The sequence below is a fragment of the Streptomyces atratus genome, assembly GCF_014648655.1.
Taxonomy (GTDB): domain Bacteria; phylum Actinomycetota; class Actinomycetes; order Streptomycetales; family Streptomycetaceae; genus Streptomyces; species Streptomyces atratus.
Genome location: NZ_BMRN01000010.1, coordinates 195,557 through 212,069, shown reverse-complemented (window position 1 = coordinate 212,069; position 16,513 = coordinate 195,557). Strand labels below are relative to the sequence as shown.

General features: G+C 68.6%; 11 protein-coding genes, 1 tRNA gene and 4 pseudogenes. 8 read left to right on the top strand and 8 right to left on the bottom strand.

Translation table 11 applies throughout. The features are described 5' to 3' along the window. The first annotated feature begins 139 nt into the window (after positions 1–139). The 4 genes from IEZ15_RS19490 (at position 140) to IEZ15_RS19475 (ending at position 4,297) form a co-directional block, all read left to right on the top strand. Positions 140–1,984, top strand: coding sequence for a DUF8823 domain-containing protein (locus IEZ15_RS19490; protein ID WP_189278434.1), 1,845 nt, complete (start codon positions 140–142; stop codon positions 1,982–1,984). Between the two features lie 408 nt (positions 1,985–2,392). Next, positions 2,393–2,674: a hypothetical protein gene (locus IEZ15_RS19485; protein ID WP_189278432.1), complete on the top strand. Its 282-nt coding sequence runs from the start codon at positions 2,393–2,395 to the stop codon at positions 2,672–2,674. Positions 2,675–2,865: 191 nt separating this feature from the next. Next, entirely contained in the window at positions 2,866–3,324 is a 459-nt protein-coding gene (locus IEZ15_RS19480; RefSeq protein ID WP_189278550.1) for a hypothetical protein, read from the top strand. Positions 3,325–3,808: 484 nt separating this feature from the next. Continuing rightward, a complete protein-coding gene (locus IEZ15_RS19475; protein WP_229845976.1) occupies positions 3,809–4,297 on the top strand; it encodes a hypothetical protein in 489 nt (162 codons plus the stop codon). Positions 4,298–4,826: 529 nt separating this feature from the next. Here IEZ15_RS19475 and IEZ15_RS19470 read toward each other — a convergent pair. Both IEZ15_RS19470 and IEZ15_RS19465 read right to left on the bottom strand, forming a co-directional pair. Further along, entirely contained in the window at positions 4,827–6,758 is a 1,932-nt protein-coding gene (locus IEZ15_RS19470; protein WP_189278430.1) for a glycosyltransferase family 2 protein, read from the bottom strand. Positions 6,759–6,947: 189 nt separating this feature from the next. Then, complete coding sequence (locus IEZ15_RS19465; protein ID WP_189278428.1) at positions 6,948–7,514, bottom strand: Uma2 family endonuclease; 567 nt, start codon at positions 7,512–7,514, stop codon at positions 6,948–6,950. Between the two features lie 516 nt (positions 7,515–8,030). Here IEZ15_RS19465 and IEZ15_RS19460 point away from each other — a divergent pair. Both IEZ15_RS19460 and IEZ15_RS44840 read left to right on the top strand, forming a co-directional pair. Further along, a pseudogene (locus IEZ15_RS19460) lies at positions 8,031–9,243 on the top strand (globin domain-containing protein). Between the two features lie 143 nt (positions 9,244–9,386). Next, positions 9,387–9,594: pseudogene (locus IEZ15_RS44840) on the top strand (IS630 family transposase); the annotation flags it as partial. A gap of 118 nt (positions 9,595–9,712) precedes the next feature. On the opposite strand, the gene IEZ15_RS19455 reads toward IEZ15_RS44840, so the two are convergent. The 3 genes and pseudogenes from IEZ15_RS19455 to IEZ15_RS19445 form a co-directional block, all read right to left on the bottom strand. Continuing rightward, positions 9,713–10,279 (bottom strand): YcxB family protein, encoded by a 567-nt coding sequence (locus tag IEZ15_RS19455; RefSeq protein ID WP_189278426.1) that lies wholly within the window; start codon positions 10,277–10,279, stop codon positions 9,713–9,715. 362 nt (positions 10,280–10,641) lie between these two features. Then, positions 10,642–10,926 (bottom strand): DUF7336 domain-containing protein, encoded by a 285-nt coding sequence (locus IEZ15_RS19450; protein ID WP_114245052.1) that lies wholly within the window; start codon positions 10,924–10,926, stop codon positions 10,642–10,644. A gap of 1,024 nt (positions 10,927–11,950) precedes the next feature. After that, a pseudogene (locus IEZ15_RS19445) lies at positions 11,951–12,052 on the bottom strand (GntR family transcriptional regulator); the annotation flags it as partial. Between the two features lie 88 nt (positions 12,053–12,140). On the opposite strand from IEZ15_RS19445, the gene IEZ15_RS19440 reads away from it, so the two are divergent. Both IEZ15_RS19440 and IEZ15_RS19435 read left to right on the top strand, forming a co-directional pair. After that, positions 12,141–12,761: a nuclease-related domain-containing protein gene (locus tag IEZ15_RS19440; protein ID WP_189278425.1), complete on the top strand. Its 621-nt coding sequence runs from the start codon at positions 12,141–12,143 to the stop codon at positions 12,759–12,761. A gap of 9 nt (positions 12,762–12,770) precedes the next feature. Then, a pseudogene (locus tag IEZ15_RS19435) lies at positions 12,771–13,571 on the top strand (tyrosine-type recombinase/integrase); the annotation flags it as partial. Positions 13,572–13,637: 66 nt separating this feature from the next. Here IEZ15_RS19435 and IEZ15_RS19430 read toward each other — a convergent pair. From IEZ15_RS19430 to IEZ15_RS19420, 3 genes are all read right to left on the bottom strand, one after another. Continuing rightward, positions 13,638–13,713 (bottom strand) — tRNA-Arg (locus tag IEZ15_RS19430). Between the two features lie 206 nt (positions 13,714–13,919). Then, entirely contained in the window at positions 13,920–15,431 is a 1,512-nt protein-coding gene (locus tag IEZ15_RS44835; RefSeq protein ID WP_229845975.1) for a hypothetical protein, read from the bottom strand. Next, positions 15,428–16,342: a site-specific integrase gene (locus IEZ15_RS19420; protein ID WP_189278423.1), complete on the bottom strand. Its 915-nt coding sequence runs from the start codon at positions 16,340–16,342 to the stop codon at positions 15,428–15,430. The genes IEZ15_RS44835 and IEZ15_RS19420 overlap by 4 nt, the downstream gene beginning before the upstream one ends. Positions 16,343–16,513 lie beyond the last annotated feature (171 nt).

Genomic DNA, 16,513 nt, shown 5'->3' with positions numbered 1-16,513 from the left:
AAGAGGGTGCCGATCCCGGCACCCTCTTCCCTACTGCGTACGTGTTAGCGTCCCGGAGCAACTCAAGGACGCTTGGAAGGCGTCCTCACAGGCGTACGGGATACGGGCCGGCGGATACGGGGAGACGGGGAGAGCCGTAGTGACCACCGCGGAGCCGAAGCCCGGCCATGAGGCGGCCGACAGCACAGGCATGAGGGGCAGCAGCGGCAACACGCGGACGGCCGCGCCCGCCCCGGACGCCCCCGAGCCGCGCACCGCCCCGTCCCGGCGGACCCGCGCCGAGCGACTGCTACGGCATCCGGTGACGATCGCGACGGCCGCCGCCGCCGTCACCCACCTGCTCTGGTTCTTCTTCTTCGCGAACAGTGGCGGCGACCTGGCCGCCCAGGACGCCTGGGCCGAATTCGTCGGCCGGCACCCCGGTACGGCGTACAACCTCGCCTGGTACGGGGGTATGCACCCCGTCTCGTACAGCGTCGTGTCGCCGTACCTGATGTCGGTGCTCGGCGTGCGTACGACGATGATGGTCGCCGGGACCGTGTCGGCGGCGCTGACCGCGCTGATCCTGGTCCGGGTGCGGGCCGTTCGCAATCCGCTCGCCTGCTCGCTCGCCGGGGTGTTCGCGTATCTGTGCAACGCGCTGTCGGGGCGGGTGACGTTCGGGCTCGGCATGATGTTCGCGGTGGGTGCGGTGGCCGCGGTGTTCTGCTGGCCCCACCGCTGGCGGTACAAGAGGTGGGCGAAGGCGGCCGTCGCCGCCCCGCTCGCCGGGCTCGCGACGGCGAGCAGCCCCGTGGCCGGACTGTTCCTGGGAGTGGTCGCCGCCGCGCTCTTCCTGAACAAGCGGCGCCCCGGGGCGTACGCGCTGGGCCTGGCCCCGGTCGCGGTCGTGGCACTGTCCGCGTGGCTGTTCCCCTTCTCCGGTACGCAGCCGATGTCGATCGCGACCCTGTCGCTGCCGTTCCTCTTCGCGGTCCTCGTCCTCGTCCTCGTACCGCGTGACTGGAAGACAGTCCGTACCGCAGCCGGCGTGTACGGCGTCGGGACGCTGTTGACCTATGTGGTCGACTCGCAGATCGGCTCGAACGTGACGCGGATGGCGATGCTGTTCGCCGGTGTGGTGCTGCTCGCCGCGCTGCCGTACACGGAGCCGCGCTCCCGGCGCTGGTACGCGCTGGTTCTCGCGTTCGTCGGACTGAACTTCTGGATCGGCTTCAAGGGCGTCGACGACATCGTCCGGACCGCCCCCGCTGCCTCCTGGACGCGTGAGCTGGCCCCGCTGGTCAATCAGCTGCAGGAGGCCGGCGCGGAGCGCGGCAGGGTCGAGGTCGTGCCCGCGAGCAGCCACCGGGAGGCGTCCGCGCTCGCGCCGTACGTCAATCTGGCCCGTGGCTGGAACCGGCAGGCGGACATGGAGCGCAACCCGCTCTTCTACGACGACACCCTGAACAGCGCCAGCTACCACGAGTGGCTCGACCGCTGGGCGGTGCGCTACGTGGTGCTGCCCAAGGGGACACCGGACTCCACCGGCGCGGTGCAGGAGGCGGAGCTGGTCGACCAGGGGCTGCCGTATCTGAAGCCGGTCTGGTCGGACGCCAACTGGCGGCTCTTCGAGGTCGACAGTCCGGTGCCACTGGCCGATCCGCCGGCCACGGTGGACCGGGCGGATGCGGGTGAGCTGACCATCCATGTGAAGACGCCCGGCCGGATCCTGATCCGTATCCCGTACTCGCGCTGGCTCGCCCTGGTCGACGACAAGGGCAAGAGCCTGGAGCGGCCGCAGGAGACCGAGGAGTCCAAGCAGCGCGAGGACGAGAACAGCCCGCGGACCTTCGTCAACACCAACGGCTGTCTGAACAAGGTCGAGGAGGACGAGGACGGCGACGAGTGGACGGAACTGCTCGCGCCGCGGCCGGGCGTGTACCGGCTGGCCGCGCCCTACCAGCTGTCACCCGGCACGCCGTGCCCGGAGGAACTGCGCTGAACCCGGCCGCCGCCGCAGCGCGGTAGTGCGAGCCGGTCGTGCGCGATCCCTCCCTCCGGGCGCGATGCCCTGGCACGGTGTGCCGCCATGAGATGCCAACGGTGCGACGGTGAACAACGGGGCGCGCTCGCCCGGGAATGACCTGTACGGACTGCGGCTAGGTGACGCGCACGGGCAGATGGGACGGTCGCCCCGGACGGGGCGGACGGGGAGATCGGGGCGGCCGTGGTGGTTCGAATGGCCCGGACGATCCGAATGGGCCGGGTGGTTCCTGGATCGCCCGTGAGACGCTCGCGAGCGAGATATCCACGCTGCCCCGCAGCCGCAAGGCGCGGGGGTTCGGGGGGCAGGCGGCTCGATGGCCGGGAAACGCCACCGCGGGGCCGACTCTGCCTCCATAGTTGTCGTATGAGCCTGACCACAGACGGAGAGCCACCCGGCCCTGTGCGGTTCTACCTCGCGTGCGACCGCAGCGGCTGCCGGGCACGGGCCGTGTTCGACCTGGTCATCGCGGAGCCACCGCCGGACATCGAGACCGACCTGTTCGGCCATGTGCTGCACAGTGCGACCGTTGCCTCCCCGTACATCGAGGAGCTCGGATGGATATTCATCCAGCAGGAGGGCTACTGGTGCCCTAACTGCGCCTCACCGGGCCGGCGTCCGAGGTCGAAGGGCGTCACCTCGTCCTGAACCACGGAAGGGTCCGGAACGGTTCGGCCGGGACCGAAGCTTCCCGGATCTAGCGTCGGACCATGACGGAAACGAAGCACGCACCGGACGTACTCGACGTACCCGGCGCCCCCGATACCCATGACGCCCCCGACACCCTCGAAGACGCCCCGGCGACGGACGACCGCGACCCCGCGCAGATCCTGACGGCCATGGTGGGCCACGTCCTGGACCTCGCCGCGACCTGGACCGCCTGGGACGGCCGCCCCGTCCCCGCCGACGACCGGATCTACACCCCGCACAAGGCGATCCGCCGCGTAGCCGACCACATGGTCGACCATCTCGCGGAGATGGAGGCCAGGCTCGTAGGAGAGGAGACACAGCCCGACCGCTGGCACGCCTCGGCGACCACCACCGAGGCGGACCTCGCTCCGTTCACCGAGGCCGACCTCGACGAGGCGCGCAGCCGGCTCACCCGGCTGGCCAGGATCTGGGCGAACCGTCTGGACGCCCTGACGCCCGACCAGCTCGACAAGTCGCCCGGAACGGGGTGGACCTTCCGCCAACTCGCCTTCCACCTGGGGGAGTCGGCGTACTACGCGGACTCCGTGGGGGACCTGGCCGCGGACGGGGCGTCCGCCTCCCGGCCCGACCGAACCCCGAAGCCATGACGCCCGTCCCCGCGGCAACCACCCCGCCGCGGAGCCGTCCGGCACCCCCGACGGCCTTTCTTCTCCTCGGTCAAGTGATTCGCTCCAGCCGCGTGACCGGTCGAGCCGGGGGTGGAGCGGGACGAAGACAGGAGCGTCGCCCCCGGCGGTGAGCCGCGGCATACAGGTCCGGTAAGACTCGCATGCGCACTTCCTGGCCGGGCCGACCCGCTCCCGTCAGCAACTCCTTCGTCCCGCCCGCCACCACATTCGCGGTAGTCGGTCGAACTGGCCAGTACTACAGGGACACATCTGGCCGCGACCTGCGGCGATGCGCAAGGCCGCCGCCTCCTGGCCCCTTCCCGCGTGGCCAGGCTGATGTGTCCCCGTGGTACTGGATCCATGCCCGGGGGCGGGCACGGGGGGACTGCTGGACCCCCGCTCTGCGTCTGTCGCTAGAGTGCGATGCTTGTTCGATTCGCCGCAGGGCGGAGGGGGAGTCGCTGTGAGCGCACAACTTAGAGACACCGCCGGTGAGTTGGCGGAGATATTGTGGCGGGAACACACCGTGTACCGGGAGCGGTCCGGCGGTGTGGTCATCCGGGGTGAGCATGTGCGGCGGTGGATCAGCCTTGCTTTGGCGGGCGGCCGGGACGAGGTTCTCGTACGCGCGGGGCGCATCCTGGACGGCGGCACCACCGCTCCGGCGCGTTCGGAGGCCGTGGTTCCCCTCTCCGCCGGTACGGGCGTGCTCGCCGCGACCTGCCGTCGCCTGCTCGCCGAGACGGCGGCCGATGTGGCGCCGGTCGCGCCAGGACGGGCAGCGCCCGGGGGGTCCAAGCGGTCCAAGCGGTCCAAGCGGTCCAAGCAGTCCGGGAAGGCCGCGCGGTCCAAAGGCACTGGGAAACACACCAGTTTCGGTTCATGGGTGATCCTCGCCTGCGTCGCCGGTGTGATCGCCCTGTACGCCTACAGCACCGCGATGCACGGCTGACCCGACGACGACCCCAAGAGCCGCCGCCGGGTCGCGTTCCTGTGCCGGCCCTGTGCATCGCGCCGCTGTGATGGCACCGCCTGCGGCAGCGGGAGATGTTCGCGGCGACAGGCGTCGCCTGGTCCGAGGACGGATACATCTTCGCGACGAGAAACGGCCGGGCCGGTAGGACGCAGGTGTTGCTCGCCGCAGGATTGAGCACGCGCTGGCACCGGATGCGGCAAGCAACCGCACGTGCCAATCCGGTGGGGAGGCTGCGCCCGGGCCGGGCCTCCGGAGAGTGAGGAAGGGCCGGGCGGCGGTGACGAGGACGACATGGCGATGCCCGGCCGCGCCGGGTGCGGCCCTCGAAACGGCCGGGTCCGGGTCCGTGCTCGAGCTCGCGGCGGCCGTGCCCGATCCGCCGGCGCGTCCTCGCCCGTCGCAGCAGGTCGTCAACCGGTGCGGTGGCGGGCGGATTCGATCTCCGGGAGGCGGAAGGGACGTCCTGACCGCCCGGCCATCGCGCCGGCACAGTGCGGGTTCGGCCCTACCGGCCCAGCCGTCGCCGTACGCGGCGGACCTGGCGGTTGTCGGCGACCGCGTCGAGGATCCGGCGCCCGGTGTCGGCCTCGTACGCCGGACCCTCCAGACGGAGCAGGGTGCCGTCGCGGACGACGGCGTACGCGACCGGCGTGTCCGCCTTCGGGAGGGTGACTGGGTGGCGTCCGGCCGGGAGCTTGAGGCGGCCGGGGAGGCGCAGCCGCGCCGTCGACCCGTCGGCGGCGGGGACCAGTTCGGCGGTGACCGTCAGGGCGGACACGGTGACCTTGACGGGAGCCGGGACGCCGGACTCCGCCGCCACGTACGGCAGCGGGAGCGACTGCTTGCCGCGCGTGGCGTTCGCGGCGGCGGCGCCGGCCGTGTCGGGGCCGAACCCGCGCAGGCGCTGGTCCACGTCGAGGGCGAGCTGGCCCACGCCGGTGGTCCAGTACGGGAGTGCGAGTCGACCGCCGGTCAGTGCCGGGCCTGTGGCCGGGCCGTTCGGGGTGCCGTGGCCGGTCACGCGAACCATCCGGTCGATGCCCAGCACGTTGACGAACGCCCACACGTCGTACACCCCGCGCTCCAGCGGCCGGCCGCCGGCCAGCCGCTGCGGGTCGAGTCGCAGGCGCCCGGAGGCGAGGAGCTGCGACCGGCCTTCCCCGATGGGCTGGAGCCGGACTTCCAGGTCGCCCTCCGGGTACCACCAGTCCTGCCGGTCCCGGTCCTTGACGATCAGTTCCGCGTACGCCATCCGGAACGGGTCGCGGACCTCCCATCCGTCTTCCGTCCCCGGTACGCCGGTCAGCAGTTCCGGATCCAGCCACCACTTCCCGTCCCGCTCCGTCAGAACCAGCGGCTCACCGTCGCCGCGCAGCAGTCCCAGCGTGATGTCGGCGACCAGGCAGCCGTCCTGCCAGCGCGGTGCGCCGAGCTCGCTGCTCGCCTTCACCTCGCGGACGTGCTCCGCGAACGCGAACGCCCCGTCGAAGTCGCCGCGTTCCAGTAGTTCGGCCCTCAGCCCGCTCACCGCGGGCAGCCCTCGTCGCACGGCGGCCGGGAACTCCTCCAGCGCCACCTGCCGGGCCGTCGCGAAGCGCTGCCGCTGCTCGGCCGGGTCTTCGCGCAGGATCTCGGGCTCACGGGTCCGGGAAAGGACCTCGACGTGGTACAGGCGGTGCAGGAGCCGGTTCTGCAACGCGTCGATGTCGTCGGACGGGGTGGTGCCGTCCTTGATCTGGCCGATGACGGTGCGGAGGTTGGGCCAGAATCCGTGCCGCGGGTTGAACCGGTGGCGAGTGTTGTTGCCGCCGTCGTCCCGCTTCATCCAGTAGTAGCAGGGGTAGTCGGCGAGGACCGAGATCCGTTCCGCCTTCAGGTAGGCGGCGCTGACGAAGGCCAGATCCTCCATGATCCACGGCCCCTCGGGGAAGCGCAGCCCGTGTTCCTCGACGAAGGCCCGCCGGAACATCTTGTGCGGTGACATGCTCTGCATGAGTTCGTCGTTCTCGATCGTGCAGGCGTCCAGAGTTTGCCGGAACAGCCGCCGGGGCCGCACCATCGTGCTGGACATCTTGCCGAGCACCACGTCGGCCCGGGTCCGCGTCGCGTGCTCGTACAGCCGCTCAAGGGCCTCGGTCCCGAGCATGTCGTCGTGGTCGACGAACTGCACGTACTCGCCCTTGGCGTGTTTCATGCCAAGGTTGCGCGGTGCGCCCGGCCAGCCGGAGTTGGGCTGGGTGTGCACCTGGACGTTCGGATGCCCGGCCGTCAGCTTCTCCAGCCGCTTCAGCGTGTCGTCCGTCGACCCGTCGTCGACGTAGATGACCTCGTACTCGTCGGCCGGCAGGCTCTGCCCGAGCAGCGACGGCGCACACTCGTCGACGTACTTCCCGGTGTTGTAGACGGGAACGATCACGCTGACCTTGACTCTCGGCATTCCACGGACCTTACCTGCCGCCGGTCGCAGTGCATCCGGGCGACCCCTCGCAGGACCGGACGGCGCGAGCCCGAACCCTGGGGCGGCGGCCGGGGGCGGCGTGGCCTCCTCATGACGTCCCGTGCCGGACCGTGCGCTCACGCATCGCTCACGCGCGGAAACTCGCGCTGGTGATGCTTGAGCGCTGGGTCAGAGCCGGTCGAGGTCGATCTCCACGGAGAAAGGAGCGGAAACTTTGACGACACCGGTGAACATGTCGCCGGTCCGGTAGCTCCTGGTCGCCGGGTCGAGGACGTAGGTGTAGATCAGCGGGACGCCGGTGGCGGCCTGCTCGATCCGCCAGTAGAAGGCGATACCGGCCTTGGCGTACTGGTCCACCTTCACAATCCGGTCAGTGGTCTCCGACCCCGGCGAGACGACCTCGGCCACCAGCAGCACGTGCTCGGGGCGGGTGGGTGTGATGTCGATGGTGTCCGCGCGGTAGACCACGACGTCCGGGCGGCGGTTGGTGAGCGGCACGTCCTGTAGGCGGACGTCGAAGTCCGTGTCGGCGTTCCAGTCCGGTCCGGCCGCGGCATCCAGCGCGTTCGCCAGGATCCGGGCGAGGCGGTTGTGCCGCTTGGACGCACTGGGACTCACGACGACCATCCCGTCCACGATCTCGATCCCCGCACACTGCTCCTCGGACCAAGAGTCGTACTGCTCCGCCGTGATCTGCTCATGCATCCACGCAGGGGCCACCGTCTCGGCAGTCATGACGCTCCTCCCGGACATCCGTCGGGCGGGCCCGATCCCGCTGGAATCAGCGTACTGTCCCCGCGGCCCCGGACACCGGACACATCATCTCCGGCATACGACCACGGTCATCGGAGAGGCCGAGCGCGACGGCATGGGGAAAGCCGGTCCGGAGTCCGTGCCGGCCGCAGTTCCCCGTGAGTCCCCGCCCCATCCGGCGCGGTTGTGGCACGAGGAACTTCTGATCCGTAGCTCTGTCCAGAACGGTCGCTGAGAGTCAATCCGGTTGCTCGGGGGGAGCTGAAGAGCGCTGAAGGCCGGAAGCAGTTGCGGGCGTTGCTGTATCCGGTTGCTGTACCTCTGTTGCGGCATCACTGCAGGAGACGGCGAGGTTGTTGCGCGCTCCGAGGGTGGCGGGCCGGTCCGGTCCGCGGTGCCGTACGGGGCGTGACCGGGTAGCGTTGGTGGACGGGTCGTAACCGGATACCAAGAGCGGACGGACGGGAGATTTCCGCTTCTTGCCCCGAGGGAGGCCAGATGCTTTCGGACAAGTCGCGTCCCGTTGTCGCCGCGACACTGCCGGTCGTCGGCGACCACATCGGTGAGATCGCCCAGCGCTTCTACAGGCATCTCTTCGACGAGCATCCCGAGCTCATCGACGGTGTCTTCAACCGGGGCAATCAGGTGCACGGCCACCAGCAGCAGGCGCTGGCCGGGTCGGTTGCCGCGTTCGCGACGACGCTGCTGGAGACGCCGGAGCGGGTGCCGGAGCAGCTGCTGCGCCGGATCGCCCACAAGCACGCCTCGCTCGGCATCCGTCCGGACCAGTACCAGGTCGTTCACGACAACCTGATGTGGGCGATCGGTGACGTCCTGGGGGACGCGGTCACTCCGGAAGTCGCCGCGGCCTGGGACGAGGTCTACTGGCTGATGGCCAACGCCCTGATCAACCAGGAGCGCGGCCTGTACAGCGCCCGGGGGGGTCCGGCCGGAGACGGTGTGGCGGGACTGGCAGGTGGTGCGGAAGGTCCAGGTGGCCGGCGATGTGGTGACCTTCGTGGTCAAGCGGATCGACGACCGCCTGGTGAAGACCTCACTGCCCGGCCAGTACGTCACCGTGCGGATGCGGATGCCCGACGGCAAGCTCCAGCCCCGCCAGTACAGCTTGACCCGGGCCGACGACGGGGAGCACCGCCAGTTCTCGGTCAAGCGGGTAAGCGGCGAGGGCGATGACCCCGACGGCGAGATGTCGACGCTGCTGCACGAGACGGTGGGGGTGGGCGACATCCTGACGCTGTCCCTGCCGTACGGCGACGTGGTCCTCGACGACTCGGGGCGCCCGGTGGTGTTTGTCAGCGCGGGCATCGGCATCTCCCCCATGGCCGGGATGCTCTCCCACCTGGTGGCCGCCGAGTCCGGGCTGCCGATCACCGTGCTGCACGCCGATCTCGACGAGGCGTCCTTCCCGCTGCGCCGGCAGGTGGTCAACGACGTGCTGGCACTGAAGAACGCCCGGATGTACCTCTGGTACGAAAAGGGCGCGCAGAGCCTGGAACCCGTGGACGGCGTCTTCGAAGGGCTGATGGACCCCACCGCCGTCGACATCCCCGGTGACGCCCTGTACTACCTGTGTGGCCCGCTGCCGTTCATGAAGGCGGTGCGCAGCCGGCTGATTGAGCACGGGGTGGCCGCGCGCGACATCCAGTACGAGGTCTTCGGGCCGGACCTGTGGCAGGCCGACCTGGACTGACCACGTGCGGCGACGGTGCCGCGTGTACGGCCCCTCCCGTCGGGCCTGCGGCGAGCCGGCAGAACTCGGACATCCCGCGAGAGTGGGTGCGCACGCCGAAAAAGCCGAGCGTCCGCCCTCCCGGCCGGCACCGATTCCTTTCGGCGCCCCACATCAACACCGTCGAAGGGATCTGGTCCCTGCTGCGGGCGAGGCCGGCTCTCCAACGTGGCCTTCACCAGGCCGGAGCACCTCATCCAGCACATCGGACGAGGCTTACGGCACATCCAGTACCGAAACCACCTCACAGACGGCTGCCTCGCCGGGACCGGCCTGACCATCAATCCACGAACGTCCCGACCGACAGCATGAATTCAACGTCAGTAACCCTGCCAACAGGGAAACTTCACACCTCCCGGCGCGGTGGAAAGCCATGCGGCAGCGGACGCAGCCGGATCGACCAGCCGGCGCCGGGTGCCTTTCGAGTGCGTCACACGCGAGTGGTGTGCTGGTCCAGGATGGCCCGTAGCCGGTCGAGGTCCCCGGCCTCATGCACGCCCCGCTTGGGCAGGACATCGAGGCACATGATGTTGGGGTCCCGGCTGAGCAGGACGAAGTGACCTGCCGTCTCCCGGTAGCCCTGGAAGACGGACCACTTCTGGACCAACGTGCTGTGGTCGCTGCGGCAGGTGATCCCGGCCGGAGACACGGTGGCGCGGTACTCGCCCTGCCATCCGGTGATCCGCTGCACCTGGGCGGCCTGCAGCCGCGGGTACCCCCACACCACCAGGACGACGAACAAGAACAGAGCGGTCGAGACCGCGTCGATACTTCCGCGGCCCACGGTGGCGAGCAGCCACTGCCCTCCCCACAGTGCGAGGAACACGCCCCTCAGCAGTAGCCCGGTCCGCTTGATCCGCTCGTGGACCCGCAGGCCGGCCAGTGTGTCGGCGGACTGGGGCCGGTACACCAGCTGAACCGCGGTCTGCTCGTCCACGACATCGTCAGAGGTTCCGGTGTTGTTGTCGGTGCCTTCGGCGCTGCGGCCCTCGGCCATGATCCCTCCCCGGTACGAAGACCCGCGGATCCTACCGAACCTCAGTGCTGGGGCGGACGCCTGCCGAGGTGGGGCATGTGGCGATCGAGGACGCCACGCAGCCGGTCGGTGTCGTCCCTGCCTATGGCGCGCTTCGGCAGATAGTGCACGGCGAGCAGGTAGGGCGGAGGTACCGGCAGGACAGAACTATCGAAGATGGGGGGTTCAGATGCCCCAACCTGTCCTGAGTGCAGCCAAGCCATGCAGTTCGGCGGATGAATGAGGCACTGGCCAGGTGGCGACATCTGGGGCTGGTGACGGTCGGCTGCGGTTGGTGGGGTTGCTGTACTTTGCTGCTGTACTTCTCGCGGCAGTCACTGCCGCTATTCGCCTGGTGGGATCCGCACGAAGCCCTCGGTCCAGGTGTCTTCATCGAGTTCGTAACCGTCGAGGATGAAGCACTCCGGCTCGTCCCGGAAGCCCGGCAGCAGCTGGGCTCGCTTCATGCGCTCCTCTGCCCGCTCCCGTGTCGAGTAGATACCGAGCAGTTTCACGTCGTCGCCGTCCTGCTCGTCGATGAAGACGCCGCACTCGTCGACATGAACGGTCGAGTGTTTGTTGCCGGCCTCGTTCTGGTGGCCAACATGCCAAAGCGGGTAAACGATCACGCTCCCGAAGCTATCAGCGCTTGAGCTGAGTCAAGTCCTCAGCCATCTTGAAAACCGTCGTGGCAGCGATGTCACCGTGGGTTCAAATCCCACACCCACCGCCAGGCAGAACGGCCCCTGACCAGGTGAAACGGTCAGGGGCCGTTGTGCTGTGCGCTGCCTGCCAGTCACCGTGTCTCCCCGTGGCTTCCCGCCCGATCGGGCGCGGAAGGGGCACGCGTGGGGCACGGGCGGAGTCAGCCCAAGGGCCCCTCCCCTACACGGGGGAAGTGAAGTTGGTGTGCGCTCGTTCGCCAGCATTCGCCACCCCGAACTCCCGCTGGCGCCACTGGAGCGCCGGTTAACTTGTGGAGGGTCCGATGCTTCTCTCTCCCGCACGCCTGCCTGAATCGGGTGGGTCCCAACCCTGTTGGGAACATTGAGAGATGGGATCGGATCAGATGGAGCGATCGACACGGCGGAGACGGCGTCGCAGACAAAGCCAGTTACCGGACTGGGTTCAGTTAGCGGCCCTGATTCTTACGGCGGTCACTGCCATCGCGGGGTGCGTCGAGCACTTTATGTGATGCGCCAGAGGTAGTCCGGACGGCTGGTTGGGCGGCAAGCGAGCCCGGCCGCGATCTACTCGGCCGGACCCGCCTGTAGCCCCGCATGTGGGCCTGGCTTCGGGGTGTCGCCCGGAGCCAGGCCCTATGCGCAGGGCGGGAGCATTTCGGCTCCACGAGGAGGAAACCCCAAGTCACCAGGAGCATCAAGCCTCCGAACCAGAACCATGATCGAAATCATGGCGAAAACCCGTAGCGAACCGTGGCGTTGAGGGCTGGCGCAGGCTCCGGCTGACGTAGATCACTTAGAAGTGCCTGGTGAGCGCCTTGTGGGGGGTGGCGAATCCTGGCGAATGGAATCGGCAGCTGGCGGGCGGGTCGAGGGGAGCCGCAGCTACGGCGGATGCCGTCAGTTACCGGTTGATCGGGATCTCGTAGACGATCTCGCAATGAGCGGCGGGCACCACGATGTCCGCCAGGCCGATCTGGGTGCGGGAGGGCAGGCGGTCTCCCGGCTCCCACACGTGCTCCACGATCCGCCGCCGGAGTTCGTCGGCGATGCGGAGATAGGGCGGCTGCAAACCTGTAACAGCCGCCTCGGTGGCCGGATGCGACGTCTTGGCAAGTTGGCGAACGTGTGGTGCTCTGGCACCGAATCCGGGAGGGTGGATGGCTTTTCCGCAGGGCGACTTGGCCTCAAACAGGCCTGGAGATGCGATACGTCGGAAGCTCGCAGAACTGGAACCCAACAGACTCAAGCGGCAGTTCGTCCGCTGGTCGCCGGACCCAGATAGGCGAAGCTGGGCGTTAGGCCTGATCGGAGAGCGCACAACGGGTCGCCGGTTGAACTCCCTGCGGCGCCACGGCTGGAGGATCCTGCACGCCATCCAGTGGCCAAGCAAGTCGGACATCGATCACTTGGCCATAGGCCCCTCCGGCGTCTTCACGATCAACTCAAAACGCCATAAAGGTAAGACTGTTTGGTACGGAGACCGTGCGATCACCGTCAATCGATCCCCCACCCGGCACGTCGCTACCAGTGAGGGAGAGGCGCGACGCACAGCACGCGCCCTTTCCTCCGGCTGTGGATTCTCGGTGTCTGTCCGACCGGTCATCGCAGTTGTGGGCGCTTCAAAGATTTCTGTGAAGAACGCGGCGCCCCCTGTCCTCGTGGTGGAGGGCACCCAGGTGCACGCGCTTCTTTCCGGACTGACGCCAGTGCTCACCCCGGACGAGGTTGAGCAGATCTTCAACGTGGCTCGTCGGCCCGAGACCTGGTTGCCACGATAGGGATCGCCGCTGAGCGTCGCCGACGTGCGCCGGTTCATCACCCGGGTACAGACCGCCCAGACAGCCGCGACGGCGAAGGAAGCGCACCGGGTGCTGCGGACCGCGCTCACGGCTGCGGTCCGAGAGGAGTTGATCGCCCGGAACGTCGCATCACTGGTCGAGCCGCCGCGCGTGAAACAGCGCGAGATCAACCCGTGGTCCCTGAAAGACCCTGTCCTTCCTTGAGGCCGCGCGCCGAGACCCGCTGTACGCCGCGTTCATGCTGGCCATCTGCATGGGCCTCCGGCGTGGCGAACTGGTGGGCCTGCGCTGGTCCGACGTGGACCTGGACAACCGGGTGCTGCACGTCCGCCACCAGACCCAGCGTCGCCGGGGCACGCTCTACGACGACGACCCCAAGAGTCGGCGCCGCAAGGTCGTCCCGATGCCCGCCCTGTGCGTCGCACCGCTGCGCTGGCACCGGTGAGGCAGCGGGAGACGTTCGCCGATACGGGCGTCGTCTGGTCCGAGGGCGGCTACATCTTCGCGACGAGGAACGGTCGGCCGGTGGAGCCGCGGAACGTCTACCGCTCGTTCACGTGGGTCGCTGCCGGTGCCGGTCTGCGGGTGGTCCGGCTGCACGATGCCCGGCACGGCTGCGCCACGCTGCTGACGGCGGCCGGCGTCGCGCCGAGGGTCATCATGGAGATCCTCGGCCACAGCCAGATCAGCATCACGATGGATGTCTACACCCACGTCGTCCACGACACCCAGCGGGAGGCGATCAGTCACATGGACCGCCTGCTCAAGCGCCGCTTGCCGGACGCCTGAGGCGCGACTGCCGTCAAATGGTGCCGTCAAAAAGGCCCGGACCATGATCGGTCCGGGCCTTTCCCCTGGTGCCCCCGGCAGGATTCGAACCTGCGACACCCGCTTTAGGAGAGCGGTGCTCTATCCCCTGAGCTACGAAGGCGGGGATCTGTACAAAAATGTGTCTAAAACGGCGCAATGCATGGAGCCGATTCTTGACATGTTTTGGACAGGTTGGTGATCGACCTGTGAGGGTCTGCTCGCCGCCGCCAGTGTAGCGGGTGGCGTGCTCGATGTACGGGGTGTGTGGCGGGCTGGGGATCTTGTCCTGGGGCCGGGTGCTGGGGTGGGGCGGCCTGCGGAGGGTGTTCAGGAGTGGAGTGCGTTGAGTGCTCGGGTGATCGAGTTGTTCAGCCAGGCGTAGCCGAGGTAGATCAACAAGGCTCCCCGGGCGCCATATGCCGGGACTCGCTCATGGGGGTAGGCCTGGTCGAAGCGGGAGTGGACGGCCTCGCTGTCCTGGCGAAAGCCCTTCAGGCGGCGGCCGGCGGGGGTGCGGGGAGGTACCTGGCGGAGATGCTCGGTGCGGTTGAAGCGCTGCTTCTTCGTCTTCGGGTCGACCTGCCTGTCCTCGTCGGTCTCGTCGACGCGGATCCGGAGGTGGTGTGTCTTGGCGGGGCAGGGGATGGTGATTCGGTGGTAGAAGCGGGTGCCGTTCTTTCCGTCACGGCACTCGAGTTCTTCGACGGGCAGAGGTGTGTAGAGCGTCTCGTTGCCGTCGATGAAGCGGCGCTCGCACACTCTGCCCTCGGCGATGTAGAGGTCGTGGGAGCAGGTGCAGTCCTTGTCCTTGTACCGCAGGAGCGACTGGGGCGTGAGCCCGTCGTGCTGTGGGGTGAACACGACGAGGCCTTCGGCGATGAGGGGTGCGCGGTGCTTGCCGCGTAGGGCGGCGTCGTAGGTGACGGCCTTGGTGCCGCGGGCGCGCTTGAGGATGCGCTTGACCATGGCGACCAGGGCGACACCTTCCGATTCGCGGTCTGGGTCTTCCTTTACAGATTTGTGGCGGATGGATTCCAGGGCGAGGATCACGCGGCTGTGGGGGGTGGAGGCCAGGCGTACGGCGGTGGAGAGGAACTTGTTGCCGTAGACCTGCTTGCCGCCTCCTTCGACGCAGATGCCGGCGTCTTCGTCCACGCGGTGCCGGCGGATCTCACCGGTCCTTTTGTCGTGCGTCTCGTGTCTGGAGTGCCCGGAGGGGGGCCTTGCGACGGTGGCGTCGCCGTGGATGACCTGCTGGCGCTCGGGACGGACACGGCTGGTTCTCTTGGTGGTTTCGCAGAGCATCCCGTGCGCCAGGGCCTGTTCGACCCACAGGTCGCTGCTGATGTCACGGATTTTGTCGTGAGCGGGCTTGAGGTACCGCCGGAAGTAGTGATTCCAGTTGCTGCGGGTGGGGCCGGCGGACCGCAGTGCATCTGCGGCCTCGTCGCCCAGGTGTGTGCGGATCGCTGAGCGGATGCGATTCCACCAGTCCTCGTCCTGGAAGTGGGCAGCGGTCGCGCGTGCGGAGCCGAAGACGGAGATCGAGCACAGGAAGATCAGGTAGATGATGGGGGGATGGTGCGGGGGTCGGCCGACCGGTCGGGGCCCGGGCAGGGTATCGGCCGCGGTGTAGAGGTCCGGGTTGTTGATCAGAAAGGCGAAACGGCGGTCGGTGATCAGGTGCGGGGCTTGCGGCCCGTGCGGTTCTGGTGGGTCGCTCTTTGCTCCGAAGGTGTCGTCGGGGATCGTTCCGTAGATGTACGGCGGCGGGGTGTTCTTGGGCTTGCGGGTGGTCTTGGACGTGCGCTTGGGGCGCGTGGCCCTGTGGGGTGTCATCGCGGATCTCCGCCGATCTTCCAGGCCAGTCCGGCGAGGTCGGCGGCGTTGTCTAGGGACGAGAGACCGAGCCTTCGGGCGACTTCGGAGATCTGGCCGGTCTGCAGCAGCACCTGGCGGGCGACGTAGCGGGTGATGTCGCGGGGTTCGACCCTGCGGGCGGTGGTGGCGAGGCCCGAGAGCCGTGCGATGTCGTTGAAGCCAGCACCGACGCTGGCCTGCGCCGCGTACGGGGTGGAGGAGTCGCTGGTGACGAGGCGGCGCCGGCCCGGCCGGTGCTCGGCTAGGTAGTCGGTGCGCAGACGGAGGGCGCGGACGGCCCAGGGGCTGAGCGGGCAGGTTCTGGGGGTGGTGCGTGTGCTGCCTTCGGTGGTCACGGTGGCTAGTGCGAGGTCCAGGTCGCCGGGGGTCGCCTGAGCGGTCTCGGCGCTGCCGAGGCCTGACAGCAGCAGGGCCAGCAGGGCAGCATGCCGGGTCGCAGGCATGCCGCGTTCGGAGTGGAACTGGAGTTCCTCGATTTCCGCGTCGGTCAGTTCGGCGCCTGTGCTGCGAGGCGGCCGCGGGATGGGAGGGGAGTCGAGCAGGGGCACGGCCTGGGTCATGCCGAGGGCCCGGGCGTGCGCGAAGAGGGAGGCGAGGGCGGAGCGGCGCTGCCGCCGTGTGCCGTCTTTCGGAACGAGGGTGATGTCGTCGTGGCGGTCGCGGCCGGGCGCGTCCATGAACGAGTCGGTCAGTTGTCCGGTGACATCATCCATTCGGTGGATACCCTGGGCGTCGGCGAAGACGTCGAACCGTTCACTGATCTGGATGTAGAGGTCGACTGTCTCGATGGCCATGTCGCCGTCGGCTGCCTGCTGCAGCCACTGACGGCTGACTTCGAGCAGCACCCGGCGGATGGTGGGCCTAGCCATGCCGGACCACCCCCTGAAGAGGGCCGGAACTCGCGCGAACGTGGGCGGGCCCGCGATCGATCGCGCTACGGTGGTTGTTCCTCGCCTTGTGTGAGGACATGCCGAAGCCCCTTCCTGCACGGCGCTGCCGGGCGGGTCGTCGGGTGGAGGTGGGAGTCCGGCAGCGCCGCA